We start from the raw sequence: 17,650 nt of genomic DNA on the forward strand, positions 1-17,650 counted from the left end.
GGGATTTCCGAATGGGGAAACCCACCTGCATAAGCAGGTATCGTTATGTGAATACATAGCATAACGAGGCGAACCGGGGGAACTGAAACATCTAAGTACCCCGAGGAAAAGAAATCAACCGAGATTCCGAAAGTAGCGGCGAGCGAAATTGGACTAGCCCTTAAGCTTTATATGCGTTAGACGAACGGTCTGGAAAGTCCGGCAATAAAGGGTGATAGCCCCGTAGTTGACAACGCACATTCAGTGAAATCGAGTAGGGCGGGACACGTGATATCCTGTCTGAATATGGGGGGACCATCCTCCAAGGCTAAATACTACTGACTGACCGATAGTGAACCAGTACCGTGAGGGAAAGGCGAAAAGAACCCCTGTGAGGGGAGTGAAATAGAACCTGAAACCGTGTACGTACAAGCAGTAGGAGCACCTTCGTGGTGTGACTGCGTACCTTTTGTATAATGGGTCAGCGACTTATATTCAGTGGCAAGGTTAACCATCTAGGGGAGCCGTAGGGAAACCGAGTCTTAACTGGGCGCTCAGTCTCTGGATATAGACCCGAAACCAGGTGATCTAGCCATGGGCAGGTTGAAGGTTGAGTAACATCAACTGGAGGACCGAACCGACTAATGTTGAAAAATTAGCGGATGACTTGTGGCTAGGGGTGAAAGGCCAATCAAACCTGGAGATAGCTGGTTCTCCCCGAAAGCTATTTAGGTAGCGCCTCGGACGAATACTACTGGGGGTAGAGCACTGTTAAGGCTAGGGGGTCATCCCGACTTACCAACCCTTTGCAAACTCCGAATACCAGTAAGTACTATCCGGGAGACACACGGCGGGTGCTAACGTCCGTCGTGGAGAGGGAAACAACCCAGACCGCCAGCTAAGGTCCCAAATTATAGCTAAGTGGGAAACGATGTGGGAAGGCTTAGACAGCTAGGATGTTGGCTTAGAAGCAGCCATCATTTAAAGAAAGCGTAATAGCTCACTAGTCGAGTCGGCCTGCGCGGAAGATGTAACGGGGCTAAGCTATAAACCGAAGCTGCGGCAATACCTTTTAGGTATTGGGTAGGGGAGCGTTCTGTAAGCCGTTGAAGGTGTGTTGTAAAGCATGCTGGAGGTATCAGAAGTGCGAATGCTGACATGAGTAACGATAAAGGGGGTGAAAAACCTCCTCGCCGGAAGACCAAGGGTTCCTGTCCAACGTTAATCGGGGCAGGGTAAGTCGACCCCTAAGGCGAGGCCGAAAGGCGTAGTCGATGGGAAACGGGTTAATATTCCCGTACTTCAACTTATTGCGATGGGGGGACGGAGAAGGCTAGGTGGGCCTGGCGACGGTTGTCCAGGTTCAAGTGCGTAGGCTTGAGAGTTAGGTAAATCCGGCTCTCTTTAAGGCTGAGACACGACGTCGAGCGCCCAAGGGCGTGAAGTCATTGATGCCATGCTTCCAGGAAAAGCCTCTAAGCTTCAGATAAGTTGGAATCGTACCCCAAACCGACACAGGTGGTCGGGTAGAGAATACCAAGGCGCTTGAGAGAACTCGGGTGAAGGAACTAGGCAAAATGGTACCGTAACTTCGGGAGAAGGTACGCTCTTGACGGTGAAGTCCCTTGCGGATGGAGCTATTGAGAGTCGCAGATACCAGGTGGCTGCAACTGTTTATTAAAAACACAGCACTGTGCAAAATCGTAAGATGACGTATACGGTGTGACGCCTGCCCGGTGCCGGAAGGTTAATTGATGGGGTTAGACTTCGGTCGAAGCTCTTGATCGAAGCCCCGGTAAACGGCGGCCGTAACTATAACGGTCCTAAGGTAGCGAAATTCCTTGTCGGGTAAGTTCCGACCTGCACGAATGGCGTAATGATGGCCACGCTGTCTCCACCCGAGACTCAGTGAAATTGAAATCGCTGTGAAGATGCAGTGTACCCGCGGCTAGACGGAAAGACCCCGTGAACCTTTACTACAGCTTGGCACTGAACATTGAGCCTACATGTGTAGGATAGGTGGGAGGCTTTGAAGCAGGTACGCCAGTATCTGTGGAGCCGACCTTGAAATACCACCCTTGTATGTTTGATGTTCTAACTTAGCCCCGTTATCCGGGGTGAGGACAGTGCCTGGTGGGTAGTTTGACTGGGGCGGTCTCCTCCCAAAGAGTAACGGAGGAGCACGAAGGTGGGCTAATCACGGTTGGACATCGTGAGGTTAGTGCAATGGCATAAGCCCGCTTGACTGCGAGAATGACAATTCGAGCAGGTGCGAAAGCAGGTCATAGTGATCCGGTGGTTCTGAATGGAAGGGCCATCGCTCAACGGATAAAAGGTACTCCGGGGATAACAGGCTGATACCGCCCAAGAGTTCATATCGACGGCGGTGTTTGGCACCTCGATGTCGGCTCATCACATCCTGGGGCTGAAGTCGGTCCCAAGGGTATGGCTGTTCGCCATTTAAAGTGGTACGCGAGCTGGGTTTAGAACGTCGTGAGACAGTTCGGTCCCTATCTGCCGTGGGCGTTGGAAGATTGAAGGGGGCTGCTCCTAGTACGAGAGGACCGGAGTGGACGAACCTCTGGTGTTCGGGTTGTGTCGCCAGACGCATTGCCCGGTAGCTAAGTTCGGAATCGATAACCGCTGAAAGCATCTAAGCGGGAAGCGAGCCCTGAGATGAGTCTTCCCTGGCACTTTAAGTGCCCTTAAGGGTTGTTCGAGACTAGAACGTTGATAGGCAGGGTGTGTAAGCGCTGTGAGGCGTTGAGCTAACCTGTACTAATTGCCCGTGAGGCTTAACCATACAACACCCAAAGGGTTTTGATGGACTCAATGTAAGAACATTGAATGTGTAAGAACGTAAACAGCTTTCCGAATTAAAGAATTTGCTTGGCGACCATAGCGATTTGGACCCACCTGATTCCATGCCGAACTCAGAAGTGAAACGAATTAGCGCCGATGGTAGTGTGGGGCTTCCCCATGTGAGAGTAGGACATCGCCAGGCTTCGATTGTAAATTGTTCCCGTAACTTGCATCTTTTGTTGCTGCGATGCTCATGTGCGACTGCACACTGCGCTTCTCACACCAAAATCTGCGGCGTTACAGAAACAATTTCTTAATCAAAGCGACCTTTAAGGGTGAGTAAGACTTTGATTACACAATTTGTGGAGAGATGGCTGAGTGGTTGAAAGCACCGGTCTTGAAAACCGGCATACGTTAATAGCGTATCTAGGGTTCAAATCCCTATCTCTCCGCCACTATTGAAAGCCTCGCTAGTGATAGCGAGGCTTTTTTCATATCTGCGCATATCTATTTTTTCAAATCTATATCTACCGACTGCGACTGTCACTATCATGTGTTTTTCGAGTCGCTGCAACCTACCTGTCCTTGACCTTTCCCCTCAAAAACGACACCCACAAACGCCAAATACAAAAAAGCCAGCACGATGGCTGGCTAGATGCGGTCGGCTAGATACGGACGGTAAGGCGTGTTCTAGACGCGCTGGGCGACTTTCTCTCTCAGGGCTTGTTTGTCGGCTTCGGACAAAAAGGCCAACTCTAAACCATTGATCTGAGCTTGACGAATTTGCTCTGCTGACAAGCCTGCTTGCGGCGCAGCGACCTCATACTCATAAGGAAGCTCAATACCCTCAACAGCAGGGTCGTCGGTGTTGAGACAGGCTAGCACGCCATGTTCAAGGAAGGTCTTAATTGGGTGGTTGGCCAATGAATCCACGGTACTGGTTTGGATATTAGACGTTAGGCAGGACTCAATGCCAATGCGCTGCTCTGCGAGATAATCCATCAATTTCGGGTCGTGGATGGCTTTTACACCGTGGCCAATACGCGTCGCACCAAGTTGGTTGATCGCTTGCCACATGCTTTCTGCTCCCGCCGCTTCGCCAGCGTGAACCGTGACGTTGAGGCCCGCATCCTTCACTTGCTTAAAGTGCTTCACGAAGCGATCACCGGGTTGGCCGAGTTCGTCACCGGCGAGGTCAACGGCAACAATGTGATCTTTCTGTGTCAAAATCGCATCCAACTCTTGCTGACAGGCATCGGTGCCAAAGGTGCGGCTCATGATCCCAATCAGATTGGCTTGAATGCCAAAATCTCGCACACCCGCTTTTACACCATCGACGACGGCTTCCACCACACCAGCCACGGGCAGTTTGTGTTTCATCGCCATGTAGTAAGGAGAGAAACGCAGCTCGGCATAGTCAATACGAGCATTCAGAGCGTCTTCCACGTTTTCATAGGCGACTCGGCGACACGCGTCAAGATCGCCCAAGACCGCTACGCCCCAATCAAGCTTGGACAAAAAGGCAACCAATGAAGGCTCTGCTTCCACAATTTGTACGTGGGGGGTTAACGATGCCACATCATACGCGGGCAAGGCGACGCCAAACTTCTGGCCCAGTTCTAAAATCGTTTGAGTGCGAATATTGCCGTCAAGGTGACGGTGCAAATCGGTAAGCGGGAGATTTTTCGTTATCATTATGACGGATCCAATGGGTCTAATTTGAGCTAAGTATAAGAGTCAATGATGTGAGTGTCAGTAGGATAAGCGCGCAAAATCGACCCGATGTGCTGATTATCGCTTCATGTTAACCAGATCTGTTGGCCAATCCTGATAGGTAATGGGGCGGCTGTAGAGGAAGCCTTGACCTAATGGACAGGCGAGGGAGGTGAGCATTTGCGCTTGCTCTTGGGTCTCGATCCCTTCGGCAACCAGTTCCACTTTCATGCTCTTGGTCATGTTGACAATCGCAGCGACGATCGACGTATCGAGCTGCTCTGGGCGCATTTTGTTGACAAAGGTGCGATCGATCTTTAGACAATCGAACGGCAGCTTGTGCAAATACGCCAGTGAGCTATAACCGGTACCAAAATCATCGATGGCGATGTGGACACCAAGATCGCGAATGGCCCGCATGTTTTTGATGATCACTGGGTCATTATCGACAATACGGGACTCGGTGATTTCCAACGTCAGGTTATCGGCATCGAGACCGGACTCATCAAGGATGCGCTTGAGTGAGGCAATCAAATCGACATTCGACAGTTGTTTAACCGACAAATTGACGTGGATATGGAAATTCTCATCCCATTTGCCGTCTTGCATCCCCTTCACCGTGTCGTTGCACGCTTGACGCAAAATGGTCTCACCGATGGCGCCAATCAGTCCGCTCTCTTCAGCGATAGGGATGAACTCCATAGGAGAGATAAGCCCTGAATCTGCGGATTGCCAGCGTGCTAGCGCTTCGGCGCCGACCACTTTGCCACTGGCTAAATCAACGATCGGTTGATAGAAAGGTAAGAACTCTTGCTTCTCCACGCCGGATTGGATCTTCGCTTGCATTAGCGTGCGTTTGCGCGAAATATCCGCCATCTCGGGTTTGTAGTAACTGATGTTGGACGGCTCTTGCTTAGCGTTACTCAGGGCAATACTGCCGTTTCTTAGCCACAGGGTCATGTTGTGGCTCGGCCCTTCTTCCACAATCCCGACGGAGACATTGACTACCACATTTTCACTCGCCATGGAAAACGGCGAGGCAAACATCTGCAACACTTGGTTAGCGTAGACATTTGCAGGTTCGTTGTCGCGATGAGCGGGAATATAAATCGCAAACTCATCGCCACCGATGCGCGCCAAATAGCTGTTTTGTTCAAACCGTGTTTTCAGCCGCTCTGCAATGATCGCCAGCAGTTGATCGCCTTGCAGGTGGCCGAGGCTGTCATTGATATCACGGAATTTGTTGATCCCGACTAACAGCAGGGTCCCCTCGAGCTTTCTCAGGCTATCACAGGTATCGACCAGCCCTTCACGGCTGTATAAGCGAGTCAGCGAGTCGTACAGCAGTTGCGATTTTAAGGCTTTGAAAGAGGCTTTGAGGTTGTTTGCCATTTCGTTAAACGCGAACACCAAGAGATTGGTTTCATAGATATGGCCAGGTTTAGGCATGTGGCTATCCCAATCGCCTTTGGCAAGATGCTTGGCGGCATCAGCGGTTGAGGTGATGGGTTTGACCACTTTGTTCAGAGCGATAAGGCAGACGAGGACCCCCAAGACGCTGACCAATAAACCCGTTAACCAACCGTTGCGCTGACTTTGTGCCAAATCGCCCAGTAAATCTTGCTCAGCGATGGCGACGCCGATATACCAGGTCAAACCATGCGAGTCGGTGTAGGGCGTAATGTGGTTGAAGTAACGTTGGCCATTTAGCGAAAGCGGGAAGCGATAATATTGCTGCTGCTCGAAACGTCCTTGCTGGAATAGATTGGCCTCGCTGGCGTGCAAGGCACTGGCTTTGACCACCGGATGACCACTCTCGATGGCAAGCAGGCGGTCGCCTTTTTTGCTCTGCGCGGTACCCCAAGAAACGACGCTCCCTTCGGTGGAATGGGCGACTAAACGCTGCTCGGCATCCGTAATGTAAATAATCACGCTGTTCTTATCGCGCTGCTGACGCAAGAAGGCATTAAACGTGTCGATTTTCAGATCGGCACCCACCACGCCGACAAACTTTTCTTCAGCAAACACGGGCGTCAGTGCGGTCAGCGTGATATCTTGCCGCTCATCGGCATTGGCGTAAATGGACGACCAGGCACCATGGTGATGGTCTGCGATTGGCGTGTACCAAGGGCGCACACGCGGGTCATAGTTATCGATGACGGAGCGAACCTCTCCAGAGACCTGTTGACCGCGATAAATCACCAGTTTGTCTAAAGTGCGGCGGTCTTTTAGCATCAAGGTCAGCCCTTGATTGGCTTCGCGGCGATAACCGACATATTCGGCGCCTTCACCACCAAAACCAATCGCATCCAAGTTAGGGATCGAGCGATAGAGATCCGAAAAGCTGCTGCGCAGATACGCTTCGATTTGGCGCATATCATCATGACGATAGAGCTCACCAAAGCCGATGGTGTGGCTGATCGCCAGACTGGCATCAAAGGCGGGACTGAGAAAGTGATTGAGCTCTAAGGTGACGTTGTCGGTCAGTGACGAGAGCGCCTGGTCACTGACGTTCACGACCATGTCTTCATAACTGCTTTTTTGTACCGCAACAATCACACCCAGCGTGATGATAAAGATCATCACGAATGGGAGAACAACGGCAGTTCTTAGAGTGATTTGAGTGGTCGCCATAAAGTCCGGATTCTTGCGTGTGCGTTAAGTCATCTTATCGGCTTTAAAACAGTCAAGCGAGGAAAAAATCAGAGAAAAATCGAGACCTTGGATCCTTATAATGCAAAGGGTTGCATCTCGATTTTCTCTTTAAATACAATCAGTAAAGCTCTTTCAGTTTGCGGGTAAGTGTATTGCGCCCCCAACCAAGGAGCTTTGCGGCATCCTGCTTGTGACCGTTGGTATGTTCAAGTGCTGCTTCTAAAAGTATACGTTCAAATTCAGGAAGTGCGTAAGAGAGCAGCTCAGAGTCGCCTTTGGAGAGTGCGTCTCGCGCCCAGCTCGACAGTTGTTGCTGCCAGTTGCCTTCGCCACTGCTTTGCGTAGTATGGCTGTCTTGCAGTAACTGCGTCGGCAAATCGTTGGGCAACACTTCACTGCCACTGGCCATCACGGTCAGCCAGCGACAGACGTTCTCTAGCTGGCGCACGTTACCCGGCCAATCGAGGCGGTTTAACGTGTCTACTGTGGTCGGATGCAGTGTCTTCACGTCTACGCCCAGCTCTTCGGCGGCCAGTGCTAAGAAGTGCAGCGTCAGTTTCTCAATGTCTTGTTTGCGTTCGCGCAGTGACGGAATCTTGATGCGGATGACATTCAGGCGGTGGAACAAATCTTCGCGGAATTTGTTCTCATGAACCAATTTTTCTAAGTTTTGGTGGGTCGCAGCGACGATACGCACATCCACTTTGATTGGCGAGTGGCCGCCGACGCGATAGAACTGACCATCGGCCAAGACACGGAGCAAGCGAGTTTGAATATCGAGCGGCATGTCACCGATCTCATCCAAAAACAGGGTTCCCCCATTGGCTTGCTCAAATCGGCCTTGGCGCACGTTGTTGGCACCGGTGAAAGCGCCTTTTTCATGGCCAAACAGCTCCGATTCAATCAAATCTTTGGGAATCGCGGCCATGTTGAGGGCAATAAACGGTTTACTCGCTCGAGGGCTATGACGGTGCAGTGCGTGTGCCACCAGCTCTTTACCGGTACCGGACTCGCCATTAATCAGCACCGAAATGGACGAACGTGATAGGCGGCCGATGGCGCGAAATACCTCTTGCATTGCCGGTGCTTCACCGATGATTTCTGGCGGGCTGTAGGTGTCATGGTCGGCGGTGGCGTGCTCACGCTTTTGCTCGTGGCTGTGCGTAATCGCACGCTCCACTAAGGTGAGGGTTTCGTCGACATCAAAAGGTTTGGGCAGATATTCAAACGCCCCTTTTTGGTAGGCGTTGACCGCGGCATCCAGATCAGAGTGCGCCGTCATGATGATAACAGGCAGGTCGGGTGAGGCCTCGTGAACCTGCTTGAGTAGCTGAATGCCATCAATGCCCGGCATGCGAATATCCGACACCAATACATCGGGTGACTCGCGCTCAAGAGCCATTAAGACACTCTCAGCATCCGCGAAAGTTTCGCATTTAATATTGGCCGACGATAAGGTCTTCTCCATTACCCAACGAATCGAGCTGTCATCATCGACGACCCAAACGTATCCTTTACTCATAACTTCCTTTCCTCACAGCATCGCCAAATGACAGTCTTTCCCTTCGCCTTTGACGTCGGGCAGCAAATAAATCTCTACCTTAAATGGGCAGATAAATCGTAAATGTGGTTCTTCCTGGCCAGCTTTCGACATCGATTTTTCCTTGATGTTGATCGATAAGGTTCTGCGCGATGGATAATCCTAGACCCGTTCCGCCGTCTCGGCCGCTGACCATAGGGTAAAACAGCGTATCTTGCAGTTCAGATGGAATGCCGGGGCCGTTATCAATCACTTCAATGCGCGCTGCCAGTTTGCAGCGCTGGCCATGGATATTGGTTTGGTGCACCGTTCTGGTGCGAATGGTGATCTTGCCATTGTCTTGCGATGACAAAATCTGTCCGGCATTACTCACGATATTGAGCAGTGCCTGCTCAATCTGGTCGGCGTCCATCAAAATTTCCGGCAAACTTGGGTCGTAGTCGCGTTCTATCTCGATACGCTGATTGACTTCAAGATCCACTAACTGACGGACTTTTTCCAAAATGAGGTGTAAGTTTTCGAGCTGCTTTTTGCCCGGTTTCTGCGGGCCAAGCAGTCGGTCGACCAAGGCGCGCAGGCGATCCGCTTGCTCGATGATGATGTGGGTGTATTCGGTCAGTGTTGGATCGGGCAAGGTACGCTCGAGCAGCTGAGCGGCGCCACGCAGGCCGCCAAGTGGGTTTTTGATCTCGTGCGCAAGGCCACGCACTAAGAGTTTAGCGGCTTGCTGCTGCGCATGCTGATTCAACTCTTGTGATAAGCGACGCTGTTGACCAATCTTACGCATCTCAACCAGCAGCATCAGTTTCTTTTCCCAAGATATTGGGCTGACGGTAACCTCCAACATCAGCGGTTTGCCATCAACAACAAAGGTCACGTCACTGTCGGTAATGCTTTGACCACTTTGCAGGGGCTGCGACAACAAGGCGAGATCCATCGAAGCGTGCTGAACTAAATGAGAGAGTGGTTGGCCCACAATGCGTTTCATGCTCTGGGCAAAGAGTTGCTCGGCAGCAGGGTTGGCGTAGCGAACCTGAAGCGACTCGTTCATGATGAGTATCGCGGTCACTTGATGATTCAAGATGATGTCGTTTAATCCACTTTCCACTCGGTTTACCCTCTTCCGTGAACCTGAATAGTGCAATGCACAAAAATGGTGCACTGCAACACCCAAGTATGGCGCAATCCCAGAGAGAGTAAAAGCTCAAAAGCTTGATTTTATGGGCTTAGGGCGAGCTCGGCGCCGCAGCGGTACTGACTCTCTGTAGATGCACCGTAATAGGGTTGGAAGATGCAATAAGCTTGCCGTCTCTAAAGGCTTGAATAATAAAAGAGTGTGAGCCTCTGTCCACATTGGTCAAGGACCAGTTTGGGCGGTGTGTTGGCGCATCGAAGGGTTGACCGTTCATCAACAGTTGAAACTGCTCGCCAATCGCCAGTTTTCGGTTGGCTTCGCCTTGAATCGTCAAACGGCCGCTGTTGCTGCGCACGGCTTGATCGTCACTGGGTGAGATAATCGTCACTTGCAAAGGTGTATTCACTTGCAAAGAGGTAGCGGCGTGCTCCGAAGAGGCGCTTGTGGTCTCTTGGCTGCGCGCGTCTGCTTGTGCGTTTGAATGGTCTCTGCTTGGCACTGGCTCGGCAGCATCAAATTCCGGTTGGGGCGGCGGGGAGTCGACGTCAGGCAAGGTTAAAGCGCTCGCCCGCTCATGACCGGGTGAATCACTGAAGTGGCGCACCCCCTCATCATTGACCCAAGTGTAGACAGTCTGGGCGTGACAAAGCGGCAGGCTTACAAAGGATAGACTCAGTAAAGTGAACGCAGTGAAAGGGGCTAGAGGTTTCATACTTAAGCTCTCACGTTGACGGTGTGAACCCATAGTAGTCAAGAGTGGTAAAGTGCACAGATAAAAAAAGCTCGCCTGCGAGGCGAGCCTTAGAATTATGTAACGTGACGAAACGTCGCGACTAGATTTCTTATACCGAGACTTATACTGAGTAGTAAAGTTCGAATTCTAGTGGGTGCGTTGTCATGTTCACTTTCTCTACATCTTGCGCTTTTAGGCCGATGTAAGAGTCGATGAAGTCGTCAGAGAATACGCCACCAGCTGTCAAGAACTCACGGTCTGCATCCAGCTCTTCTAGTGCGTCTTTCAGTGAGTAGGCAACAGTTGGGATTTCTGCTGCTTCCTCAGCTGGTAGGTCGTACAAGTCTTTGTCCATTGCTTCGCCTGGGTGGATCTTGTTCTTGATACCGTCAAGACCCGCCATCAGCATTGCTGCGAAACATAGGTATGGGTTCGCTGCTGGGTCACCGAAGCGGACTTCGATACGACGCGCTTTAGGGCTTGGTACCACAGGGATACGGATTGATGCAGAGCGGTTACGCGCTGAGTAAGCGAGCATAACAGGTGCTTCAAAGCCTGGAACAAGACGCTTGTATGAGTTAGTTGACGGGTTAGCAAATGCGTTGATTGCGCGAGCGTGCTTGATGATACCGCCGATGTAGTAAAGCGCAGTTTCAGATAGGCCGCCGTACTTATCGCCAGCAAACAGGTTTACGCCGTCTTTCGCTAGAGATTGGTGAACGTGCATACCGCTACCGTTGTCACCCACGAGTGGCTTAGGCATGAAGGTGGCTGTCTTACCAAACGCGTGAGCTACGTTGTGTACGACGTACTTGTAGATTTGGATTTCATCCGCTTTTGTTGTTAGCGTGTTGAAGCGAGTTGCGATTTCGTTTTGACCCGCAGTCGCCACTTCGTGGTGGTGTGCTTCAACAACCAAACCCATCTCTTCCATGATCAAACACATGGCGCTACGGATGTCTTGAGAAGAATCAACTGGCGCGACTGGGAAGTAACCGCCTTTCACACCAGGACGGTGGCCTTTGTTGCCTTCTTCGTAGTCAGAGCCTGTGTTCCACGCTGCTTCAACGTCATCAATCTTGAAGAATGAACCTGACATGTCAGTCGCAAATTTTACGTCATCAAACAGGAAGAATTCTGGCTCAGGACCGATAAGCACTGTGTCAGCAATACCTGTTGAACGCATGAAGTCTTCCGCGCGTTTTGCGATAGAGCGTGGGTCGCGATCGTAGCCCTGCATGGTTGCAGGCTCTAGGATGTCACAACGAATGTTCAGAGTCGCATCTTCGGTAAATGGGTCAAGTACAGCGCTTGTTGCGTCTGGCATCATCACCATGTCTGACTCGTTGATGCCTTTCCAGCCAGCAACAGAAGAACCGTCAAACATTTTGCCTTCTTCGAAGAAGTCCGCATCAATTTGGTGAGCCGGGATAGAGATGTGTTGCTCTTTACCCTTTGTATCTGTGAAACGTAGGTCAACGAACTTAACTTCGTTCTCTTGGATCAGCGATAGAACATTTTCTACTGACATCTTGGAAAACCTCCAGTGTTGATAAAGCGTGAATGACTCGATTTGGAAAAATCCAGCATTGATTAATTCCGTGTCGCTTGATTAACCGATGCTGATCCAAACTAAGCCAAAATCATGCCAAAAAAATTAATCCATTAATTTCAATTAATTAGCGGATGGGGCTTAAGTTTGGTGCACGTTGTTGCACCAAAATGATCTTGTAGTGCATTGTTTTGGTGCAATTTCATTTTTATGCACCAATATGACTCAAGACCGAACACCATTCAGCCTAGATTTTGCTCAATTGTCAATCCGCATTTTTCACCTAATCTGCACTGTGCGTCGGTACGTCAGGCCGTATTGGAATGCCTGCGAGAAAAAACGGAAAATAAAGGTGAAAAGAGCCGAAGCAGATCACATATTTCTGGGTTTTTTGCGAAAATCTGGTACATTATGGCCGTTTTTTTAATCAAGTAAGCACGCGGTTTGATAGGTAATAGGGCAATGACCCTTATTCACCTAAGATAAACGGCGTGTTTCTCATATTCGAGTGAATCAAATCCATGGCTACTCCACAGATTGATAATTTAAGAAATATCGCGATCATCGCGCACGTTGACCACGGTAAAACCACGCTGGTTGACAAACTGCTCCAGCAATCAGGCACGCTTGAGTCTCGCGGTGAAGCGGAAGAGCGAGTCATGGACTCGAACGACATCGAGAAAGAGCGCGGCATCACCATTTTGGCGAAAAACACCGCCATCAACTGGAATGACTACCGCATCAACATCGTTGATACCCCAGGACACGCGGACTTCGGTGGTGAAGTAGAACGTATCATGTCGATGGTAGACTCAGTGCTACTGATCGTTGACGCGGTAGACGGCCCGATGCCGCAAACCCGTTTCGTAACGCAAAAAGCCTTCGCACACGGCCTAAAGCCTATCGTTGTCATCAACAAGATTGACCGCCCTGGTGCTCGTCCTGATTGGGTTATGGACCAAGTGTTTGACCTATTTGACAACCTAGGCGCGACCGACGAACAGCTAGACTTTAAAGTGGTCTACGCGTCAGCACTGAATGGCTGGGCTACGCTAGAAGAAGGCGCAACAGGCGAGAACATGGAACCTCTATTCCAAACCATCGTTGATGTGGTTGATGCGCCAAATGTTGACCTTGATGGTCCACTGCAGATGCAGGTTTCTCAGCTAGACTACAGCTCTTACGTGGGTGTTATCGGTGTGGCTCGTGTGACTCGTGGTAGCGTGAAAGCGAACCAACAAGTGACGATCATCGGTGCAGACGGTAAAACGCGCAACGGTAAAGTTGGCACTGTTATGGGCTACCTTGGCCTAGAGCGTCACGAAGTGGAGCAAGCGAACGCGGGTGATATCATCGCCATCACAGGTCTGGGTGAGCTTAAAATTTCTGACACCATCTGTGCACAAAACGCAGTTGAAGCGCTCCCACCACTGTCTGTTGATGAGCCAACAGTGACCATGACGTTCCAAGTCAACACGTCTCCATTCGCGGGTAAAGAAGGTAAGTTCGTGACGTCACGTAACATCCTTGAGCGTCTAGAGAAAGAACTGGTTCACAACGTAGCACTGCGTGTTGAGCAAACGGACGATCCAGACAAATTCCGTGTATCAGGCCGTGGTGAGCTTCACCTCTCTATCCTGATCGAAAACATGCGTCGTGAAGGCTTTGAGCTTGCGGTATCGCGTCCTGAAGTTATCATCAAAGAAGAGAATGGTCAGCTATTGGAACCATTCGAGACGGTAACGATCGACGTGATGGAAGAGCACCAAGGCGGCATCATGGAGAACATCGGCCTGCGTAAAGGTGAGCTGAAAGACATGTCTCCAGATGGTAAAGGCCGCGTTCGTATGGACTTCGAAATGCCATCTCGTGGTCTGATTGGTTTCCAAACCGAATTCATGACGCTAACGTCGGGTTCTGGTCTTCTTTACCATACGTTTGATCGCTACGCGCCACACAAAGGCGGTAACATCGGTCAACGTGTCAACGGTGTACTGATTGCTAACGCTATGGGTAAAGCGCTGACTAACGCGCTGTTCAACCTTCAAGAGCGTGGTCGCCTATTTATCGGTCACGGTGTGGAAGTGTACGAAGGCATGGTGATTGGTATTCACAGCCGTGACAACGACCTAACCGTTAACGCACTGAAAGGTAAGCAGCTTACCAACGTTCGTGCATCGGGTACCGATGACGCGCAGGTGCTTACTCCGCCAATCAAGATGACGCTTGAGCAAGCGCTAGAGTTCATCGATGATGACGAGCTAGTCGAAGTAACGCCGGAAAGCATCCGTATTCGTAAGAAGTTCCTAACGGAAAGCGACCGTAAGCGTGCGTCTCGCGCAGCGAAGTAATCGCCTTAAAGCATAACGTATTTAATGAGCCCCGAGTCTGAGACTAGGGGCTTTTTTTGTTTTGGGAGATGCCCCAGGAGGGAGATGCCTTGGGCAGAAATATTGTTTGGAGAGAAAGAGAGAATAGGGCTCTATTGCTGCAAAGTTTGCAAGAACTTATCGGATTCGCTGATCGCCTCGTTCATTTGCGCGATGGCAAACTGAATCTCTTTCTCTAGGTTGGTAAATTCACCCTGCAATGAACCGATCGCGCTGGCGTTGAGGTTGTGTTTGAGATAGAGCGTATTGTCACGCAGCGTGTTGAGCACTGGGGTCATCTTACTTTCTGCGCGCTTCATCGCTTTGAGCATGGTTTGGTAAGAGGCTTTGGTCTCACGCAGCTTTTGCTCGCTTGAGCGGCGCAGCGTCGCGCTGGTGTAGAGATCCAGCTCCTCTTGCCACTCATCAAACAGCGCCTCGGAAACATCTTCAATCGCGGCAATGCGCGCGGCTACCTCTTCGGCCGCCTCTTCACTGGCTTGGTACTTGTCGTTGATTTGCTCGTAGACGCTTTCCAGCTCACCGCCATCAAACTGCGTCAGTACCGATAGCGCTTCAAGCGCACTGCTGAACTCTTGCTGCGCCTCTTGCTGTGACGTTTTGGCGTCTTCAACCCGATCGATCATGATATCGCGTTTGTGATAGCCTACTTGCTCCATCGCTGAATAGTAGGTGGATTGACAGCCAACCAAGGTCAGCAGAGAGAGCATAAGGGTGAGTAACTGCGGCATAGTGAATTCCTTTTCTGACCGAACACGCGTGTGAGAAGTTTGGCTTATTGCCCCACGGCGCGCACGTTTAGGTTTATACTGTTAATCCTGATAAAGTCATAGGATGACTGAGGAAACAAGGAGATACAAGTTGAAATTGGAGCCTGTCATCAAGCTGGCTGCGCTGTTTGTGCGCTACCTCGCTGCGCGCATTGACCACGACCGCGTCAGTGTGAATGCGGGGTATTTGGCCTACATTACGCTGCTGTCGATCGTGCCCATGTTGACGGTGCTGCTGTCCATTTTGTCCTCGTTTGCGGTATTTGAGAACGCAGGCGAGGTGATTCAAGACTTTGTCATTACCCATTTTGTCCCTGCGGCGGGCGATGCGGTGAAAAACGCGCTGCTGCAATTTGTTACCAATACGGGCAAGATGACGGCGATCGGCAGTGCGTTCTTATTTGTCGCAGCGCTGATGCTGATCTCCAACATCGATAAGAATCTCAATTATATCTGGAGGGTGCGCAAAAAGCGCCGTTTGGTGTTCTCCTTTTCGATGTACTGGATGGTGCTCACACTCGGCCCTATCCTAGTTGGGGCAAGTATCGCCGCGACCTCTTACGTCACCTCGCTAAAAATTCTTGAGCATGAAACCTTGTCGAGTATCTACACCTTGATGCTGCGCTGGTTGCCGTTTTTGTTGTCCTTTTTCGCCTTTATTGGTCTTTATATGTTGGTGCCCAATAAAAAGGTCCGGTTTACCCACGCGGTGATCGGCGCGATTGTTGCGGCGCTGCTGTTTGAGGCGAGCAAAAAAGGCTTTGCCCTCTACATTACTCAGTTTCCTTCCTATCAGTTAATTTATGGCGCGCTGGCCGCGATTCCGATTTTGTTCGTTTGGGTCTATTTGTGCTGGCTGATTGTGTTGATTGGCGCAGAAGTCACAGCTTCTCTTGGTGAGCGGGAGAAGTGGAGCCAGACGTTAGCCGTGGTACACTCACGCCCAGATGAGACAGCACAACAAGAAGGAAAAGAGAGTGATAGCGCTGATTCAAAGAGTGAGTGAAGCGGCCGTTCGCGTCGATGGCGATGTCGTGGGTGAGATTGAACATGGCTTATTGGTCCTGCTTGGGGTCGAAAAAGACGACGACGAAGCCAAAGCCAAGCGCTTGATGGAGCGCGTCACCGCTTATCGCGTGTTCAGCGATGAGGAGGGGAAAATGAACCTCAACGTCCAGCAAGTGGGTGGTAAGCTGTTGGTCGTCTCGCAGTTCACCTTACCCGCAGACACCAAAAAGGGCACGCGAGCGGGCTTTTCTCGCGGCGCGGCGCCACAGGATGCCGAGCGCCTCTATAATTATTTCTCCGATCTGTGTGAGCAAGTACTGCCCACAGAGCGAGGACGCTTTGCCGCGGATATGAAAGTCTCTTTGGTCAATGATGGCCCAGTGACCTTCTGGCTCCAAGCGTAAATACACAGACACAAGGATAGATATGTTTAAGCTAATCACGCCAAAGACGGATAACCAGCTCAACAAGTATTATCATTTTCGTTGGCAAATGCTCAGAGAGCCGTGGCGGATGCCAATCGGATCTGAACGCGATGAGTTTGATCCGCTGAGCCACCATCGCATGATTGTTGATGGCCGTGGTCGACCGATGGCGATTGGGCGCTTATACATTACCTCAGACAACGAAGGTCAGATCCGCTTTATGGCGGTCAAAGGCAATCGTCGCAGCAAGGGTATGGGGTCACTGGTGTTGGTCGCGCTCGAGTCGCTTGCTCGTCAAGAAGGCGCCAAGCGCTTGGTGTGTAACGCCCGTGAGGACGCGATAGATTTCTATGAGAAAAACGGCTTTGAGCGCCGTGGTGAGTTGACGGATGAGCGTGGCCCCGTGCGCCACCAGCAAATGGTCAAGCCGCTCGATCCCATGGCAAATGTTCTGCGTAAACCCGAATGGTGCACTGAGCTGCAAGAGCGCTGGGAGCATCAAATCCCGATCAGCGACAAAATGGGCATTAAGATCAACCAGTACACGGGCTATCAATTTGAGTGTGTCTCTCAGCTCAATCCTAACCTCAACCCGCACAACACCTTGTTTGCAGGCTCCGCCTTTACATTGGCCACTCTCACTGGATGGGGCATGACTTGGCTGTTGATGAAAGAGCGTAACTTGCACGGTGACATCGTGCTCGCTGACAGCCAAATTCGCTATCGCCACCCTGTGGTACAAAACCCGGTGGCGTCGACTTCCCTGGATGGCATCAGCGGCGATTTGGACCGCTTAGCGCAAGGGCGCAAAGCGCGCATCGTCATCCATGTCACCATCTACAGTGGCGATGTGGCGGCGGTGGAGTTTATTGGTACCTACATGCTGCTGCCTGATTACCGCACTATGCTTGGCGAAGCCGGGCGTGAACTGGCCGTTTAACCCGCTGC

General features: G+C 51.0%; 11 protein-coding genes, 1 tRNA gene and 2 rRNA genes. 7 read left to right on the forward strand and 7 right to left on the reverse strand.

Annotation, left to right across the window (positions count from 1 at the left end; translation table 11 throughout):
• From AC6R03_RS03465 to AC6R03_RS03475, 3 genes are all read left to right on the forward strand, one after another.
• Window positions 1-2,782, forward strand: a 23S ribosomal RNA gene (locus AC6R03_RS03465); the annotation flags it as partial.
• Between the two features lie 85 nt (window positions 2,783-2,867).
• Window positions 2,868-2,983: ribosomal RNA gene (gene rrf, locus AC6R03_RS03470) — 5S ribosomal RNA — on the forward strand.
• Window positions 2,984-3,145: 162 nt separating this feature from the next.
• Window positions 3,146-3,236, forward strand: a tRNA-Ser gene (locus tag AC6R03_RS03475).
• Between the two features lie 235 nt (window positions 3,237-3,471).
• Here the strand turns inward: AC6R03_RS03475 and add are convergent.
• The 6 genes from add to glnA all read right to left on the reverse strand — a co-directional run bounded on the left by add (window position 3,472) and on the right by glnA (window position 12,088).
• Window positions 3,472-4,476: an adenosine deaminase gene (add, locus tag AC6R03_RS03480; RefSeq protein ID WP_487903088.1), complete on the reverse strand. Its 1,005-nt coding sequence runs from the start codon at window positions 4,474-4,476 to the stop codon at window positions 3,472-3,474.
• A 96-nt stretch (window positions 4,477-4,572) separates the two neighbouring features.
• Entirely contained in the window at window positions 4,573-7,128 is a 2,556-nt protein-coding gene (gepA, locus tag AC6R03_RS03485) for a phosphodiesterase GepA (protein ID WP_500630190.1), read from the reverse strand.
• 139 nt (window positions 7,129-7,267) lie between these two features.
• Window positions 7,268-8,671 carry a nitrogen regulation protein NR(I) gene (gene glnG, locus AC6R03_RS03490; RefSeq protein ID WP_334554965.1) on the reverse strand — a complete coding sequence of 468 codons (1,404 nt, stop codon included), beginning with the start codon at window positions 8,669-8,671 and terminating at the stop codon, window positions 7,268-7,270.
• A 79-nt stretch (window positions 8,672-8,750) separates the two neighbouring features.
• The gene (glnL, locus tag AC6R03_RS03495) at window positions 8,751-9,797 is read right to left on the reverse strand and encodes a nitrogen regulation protein NR(II) (RefSeq protein ID WP_334554963.1); all 1,047 of its coding nucleotides are present in this window, start codon (window positions 9,795-9,797) and stop codon (window positions 8,751-8,753) included.
• A 118-nt stretch (window positions 9,798-9,915) separates the two neighbouring features.
• A complete protein-coding gene (locus AC6R03_RS03500; protein ID WP_500630189.1) occupies window positions 9,916-10,536 on the reverse strand; it encodes a DUF4124 domain-containing protein in 621 nt (206 codons plus the stop codon).
• 142 nt (window positions 10,537-10,678) lie between these two features.
• Window positions 10,679-12,088, reverse strand: a complete 1,410-nt coding sequence (glnA, locus tag AC6R03_RS03505; RefSeq protein WP_500630188.1) for a glutamate--ammonia ligase — start codon at window positions 12,086-12,088, stop codon at window positions 10,679-10,681.
• A 542-nt stretch (window positions 12,089-12,630) separates the two neighbouring features.
• Between glnA and typA the strand changes: the two genes are divergently transcribed.
• Window positions 12,631-14,460, forward strand: coding sequence for a translational GTPase TypA (gene typA / locus AC6R03_RS03510; RefSeq protein WP_487903085.1), 1,830 nt, complete (start codon window positions 12,631-12,633; stop codon window positions 14,458-14,460).
• Between the two features lie 131 nt (window positions 14,461-14,591).
• Here the strand turns inward: typA and AC6R03_RS03515 are convergent, their stop codons facing one another.
• On the reverse strand, window positions 14,592-15,230 hold the full coding sequence (locus AC6R03_RS03515) for a DUF2959 domain-containing protein (RefSeq protein ID WP_500630187.1): 639 nt from the start codon (window positions 15,228-15,230) through the stop codon (window positions 14,592-14,594).
• Between the two features lie 103 nt (window positions 15,231-15,333).
• On the opposite strand from AC6R03_RS03515, the gene AC6R03_RS03520 reads away from it, so the two are divergent.
• Genes AC6R03_RS03520 through AC6R03_RS03530 form a run of 3 tightly spaced genes read left to right on the forward strand, consistent with a single transcriptional unit; the run spans window position 15,334 to window position 17,642 of the window.
• Window positions 15,334-16,275, forward strand: a complete 942-nt coding sequence (locus AC6R03_RS03520; RefSeq protein ID WP_487903083.1) for a virulence factor BrkB family protein — start codon at window positions 15,334-15,336, stop codon at window positions 16,273-16,275.
• Window positions 16,247-16,681, forward strand: a complete 435-nt coding sequence (gene dtd, locus AC6R03_RS03525) for a D-aminoacyl-tRNA deacylase (RefSeq protein WP_500625617.1) — start codon at window positions 16,247-16,249, stop codon at window positions 16,679-16,681. Before AC6R03_RS03520 ends, dtd begins: the two co-directional genes overlap by 29 nt.
• A 22-nt stretch (window positions 16,682-16,703) precedes the next feature.
• The gene (locus tag AC6R03_RS03530; RefSeq protein WP_500628046.1) at window positions 16,704-17,642 is read left to right on the forward strand and encodes a bifunctional GNAT family N-acetyltransferase/hotdog fold thioesterase; all 939 of its coding nucleotides are present in this window, start codon (window positions 16,704-16,706) and stop codon (window positions 17,640-17,642) included.
• Window positions 17,643-17,650 lie beyond the last annotated feature (8 nt).

The sequence above is a fragment of the Vibrio sp. R10-SG-ISO4 genome (genome assembly GCF_059834135.1).

What these genes read in the sequence shown, in the direction of transcription:
- AC6R03_RS03520 (WP_487903083.1), top strand. Translation starts at nt 15,334, where the DNA reads ATGACTGAGGAAACAAGGAGATACAAGTTGAAATTGGAGCCTGTCATC.
- glnA (WP_500630188.1), bottom strand. Translation starts at nt 12,088, where the DNA reads ATGTCAGTAGAAAATGTTCTATCGCTGATCCAAGAGAACGAAGTTAAG.
- typA (WP_487903085.1), top strand. Translation starts at nt 12,631, where the DNA reads ATGGCTACTCCACAGATTGATAATTTAAGAAATATCGCGATCATCGCG.
- AC6R03_RS03515 (WP_500630187.1), bottom strand. Translation starts at nt 15,230, where the DNA reads ATGCCGCAGTTACTCACCCTTATGCTCTCTCTGCTGACCTTGGTTGGC.
- AC6R03_RS03530 (WP_500628046.1), top strand. Translation starts at nt 16,704, where the DNA reads ATGTTTAAGCTAATCACGCCAAAGACGGATAACCAGCTCAACAAGTAT.
- gepA (WP_500630190.1), bottom strand. Translation starts at nt 7,128, where the DNA reads ATGGCGACCACTCAAATCACTCTAAGAACTGCCGTTGTTCTCCCATTC.
- add (WP_487903088.1), bottom strand. Translation starts at nt 4,476, where the DNA reads ATGATAACGAAAAATCTCCCGCTTACCGATTTGCACCGTCACCTTGAC.
- AC6R03_RS03500 (WP_500630189.1), bottom strand. Translation starts at nt 10,536, where the DNA reads ATGAAACCTCTAGCCCCTTTCACTGCGTTCACTTTACTGAGTCTATCC.
- glnG (WP_334554965.1), bottom strand. Translation starts at nt 8,671, where the DNA reads ATGAGTAAAGGATACGTTTGGGTCGTCGATGATGACAGCTCGATTCGT.